Raw genomic sequence first — 2,925 nt, forward strand, 5'->3', positions numbered from 1 at the left:
GAAATCCTGCGAATGTGCTTGTATTTCAAGGGTTTTTCGGGATAATCAAAATTTTGCATTTAATAATACAGAATAAATCTAACACAATATTGAGACAAGCAGAAAAAGCAAGAAATAAGAATGGTGTACGGCTATCTCCTACAGCACGTAATATACTTGAACATAGATTATAGAGTAATGTGCATGGTAACCCGATAAAAATAATTAATAAATATATATAGGAACGTGATACAATCTCTTGAGGAATCTGTAAAATATGAATAATAATCATACATAACAAACAGCATCCTACAGTTAATAAAGCACCAATAATAATAGTCAATACTATGCTGTGATAGATAAAATCACGCATCTTAGATAAATTATTGCCGCCAAATGACTGCGCAATAGGTATACCAAACCCACAACATATACCAATACAGAAACCTAATACAAGAAACTGTACACTACTTGTAGCCCCTACTGCAGCAAGTGCATTCGCACCTAGTGTCTGACCTACTATTGCAGTATCGACAATATTATAAGTCTGCTGAAATAAGTTTCCTAATAATAGAGGCAGTGCAAACATCATTATAAGTTTCAATGGATGTCCTTCTGTCATATTCTTTGTCATATAATAATCCCCCCAGTGTTGCAGTATAGCACTTTTAAGCATACAAAAAAATCCATTATAAGGATTTCTTCATATAGTCTACAATTGTTTTTCCTACCTGTTCATGTCCCTTTTGTGTAAGATGGATACCGTCAAATGAAAGTTCTGTAATCACTTCTTCTACATCAATAAAATCTACATGAAAGCTATTTGCGAGAAGCCTGAGTTTCTCATTTAATTCTTTGCTTCTTTGATATCTTTCTTCATCATTACGTATATAAGGCGGTGCAAGAAGTAATATATGTTCAGATTTAGACAAAGCACGTCTTAACATCACATGAAGTCCTACTGTGATATGGTCTATAGGTTCTAGATGATCCACATTATTTGTCCCTAGCATAATAATCAATAAACCAATCGGTGCATATTGGCGTAAAAAGATATCATATAAGAATTGTCTTGGTTCAGCAAGTCTACCATTGAGTCCTGCATTAACGACAAAATCATCTTTATAATTCTCTCTTACTATATCTACCCAGCAAATTTCATAACGTCCCCCATCAAGAGGGTTAAATCCATAAGTATTAGAATCCCCATAACATACGATATTCATAAATTTCTTCCCCTTTTTTCTTATTATACAAAAGGATTTAAAATAAAAAAACATTGAATTTATAATAATCTCTGTTTATAATGTTTTCTTGTAAAAGAACGGATGATAGTAGCGAAAGAGATTCTTTGTAAGAACACCGAAGGATGGAAGATTTCAGGTAAAAGGATCGCTATTGGACGAATCACTGGAGAGACTCATAATGAGCACCGAAGGAGTAACACTCTCAGGTAAAAGGACAGTGACTTATACTTTTCACTATTAATTCCGTCTAATTTATTAGAAGGAGTTTTTTTATGACCAAATTTCTGACTCAAGTGAACAATCTCGTATGGGGTATGCCCCTTATTCTGTTACTACTTGGAACAGGTATTTATTTTACTACTCATTTAAAGTTTATTCAGTTTGTAAGATTAAAGAAGGCTTTTTCTTTGATTTTCAAGAAGAATGAAAATCAGGAAGGCGATGTATCTAGTTTCCAGGCTTTATGTACTGCATTAAGTTCTACGATTGGAACAGGTAATATTGTAGGGGTTGCCACTGCAATCTCAGCAGGTGGTCCAGGTGCACTATTCTGGATGTGGATTTCTGCTTTCTTTGGAATGGCTACTAAGTATGCAGAAGGCGTACTCGCTATTAAGTATCGTACAAAAGATGAAAACGGACAGATTGCAGGTGGTCCAATGTACTATATAGAAAAAGGATTACATAACAAGTTTCTTGCAAGTCTATTTGCATTCTTTGGTGTAGCTGTTGCTTATTTAGGTATTGGTACATTCACTCAGGTAAGATCTATTTCCGATGCATTGCATCTTTCTTTCCATGTTCCTTATTGGATGAGTGCAATTATTCTTACAATTCTTGTTGGTTTTATCACAATTGGTGGAATTCATAGAATTGCGGCAGTTGCTGAAAAAGTGATTCCATTTATGTGTGTATTTTATATTGGTGGTGTTGTGCTTATCATAGCAACACATCTTCCAATGATTCCTCATGTATTAAAGACTGTACTTGCTTCAGCCTTTGATATCAAAGCAGTCTTTGGTGCTGGTATGGGTGTTGCGATGAAGATGGGTATTAGTAGAGGAATCTTCTCTAACGAAAGTGGTTTAGGAAGTGCCCCAATTGCGGCAGCTGCTGCTCAGACTGATTCATGTGTAGAACAGGGGCTTGTTTCTATGACAGGTACTTTTATTGATACAATGGTAATCTGTACAATGACAGGTCTAGCAATTTTAATCACTGGCGCAAATACAAGCGGCTTAGAAGGTGCTGCAGTTACATCACTTGCCTTTGATAGAGGACTTATTATTCCTTTCATTGGTGAATATATCGTTAATATTGGATTAATCTTCTTTGCATTTACAACTATTATCGGATGGAACTACTATGGTGAAAGATGTATGTATTATCTTGCAGGTATTCGTTCTATCAAGATTTATAAGATCATCTTCATTATTCTTATTGCGATTGGTCCATTCATGTCATTACAGTTTATCTTTATTCTTGCAGATATCGTGAATGGCTGCATGGCGATCCCTAACCTGATTGGTTTGATTGGACTAAGAAAAGAAGTCATTGCAGAAACAGAAGAATACTTCAAAGAAGAAAACACTTGTGCTATAGAAGAATTAAGCATCTAACCTCTCTTTTGAGAGGTTTTTTTAGTAATAAAAACACAATAAAAATCTGATTATCCGCTAAAACACAGTATCTATCAGCA

At 34.8% G+C, this 2,925-nt stretch carries 3 protein-coding genes and 1 riboswitch; of the genes, 1 reads left to right on the top strand and 2 read right to left on the bottom strand.

Going from position 1 to position 2,925, the window contains the following annotated elements; all coding sequences use genetic code 11:
• Positions 1–25: 25 nt before the first annotated feature.
• Positions 26–613: an MATE family efflux transporter gene (locus QZQ55_RS10760; RefSeq protein ID WP_295093209.1), complete on the bottom strand. Its 588-nt coding sequence runs from the start codon at positions 611–613 to the stop codon at positions 26–28.
• 55 nt (positions 614–668) lie between these two features.
• The gene (locus QZQ55_RS10765) at positions 669–1,205 is read right to left on the bottom strand and encodes a GDSL-type esterase/lipase family protein (protein WP_295093211.1); all 537 of its coding nucleotides are present in this window, start codon (positions 1,203–1,205) and stop codon (positions 669–671) included.
• A gap of 174 nt (positions 1,206–1,379) precedes the next feature.
• Positions 1,380–1,454: riboswitch (glycine riboswitch) on the top strand.
• A 44-nt stretch (positions 1,455–1,498) separates the two neighbouring features.
• Between QZQ55_RS10765 and QZQ55_RS10770 the strand changes: the two genes are divergently transcribed.
• Complete coding sequence (locus tag QZQ55_RS10770; RefSeq protein ID WP_295093213.1) at positions 1,499–2,845, top strand: sodium:alanine symporter family protein; 1,347 nt, start codon at positions 1,499–1,501, stop codon at positions 2,843–2,845.
• The last annotated feature ends 80 nt before the right edge of the window (positions 2,846–2,925 follow it).

This window comes from uncultured Catenibacterium sp. (genome assembly GCF_900540665.1).
Classification (GTDB): domain Bacteria; phylum Bacillota_I; class Bacilli_A; order Erysipelotrichales; family Coprobacillaceae; genus Catenibacterium.

Coding starts and splice junctions, on each gene's coding strand:
- QZQ55_RS10765 (WP_295093211.1), bottom strand. CDS start 1,205: ATGAATATCGTATGTTATGGGGATTCTAATACTTATGGATTTAACCCT.
- QZQ55_RS10760 (WP_295093209.1), bottom strand. CDS start 613: ATGACAAAGAATATGACAGAAGGACATCCATTGAAACTTATAATGATG.
- QZQ55_RS10770 (WP_295093213.1), top strand. CDS start 1,499: ATGACCAAATTTCTGACTCAAGTGAACAATCTCGTATGGGGTATGCCC.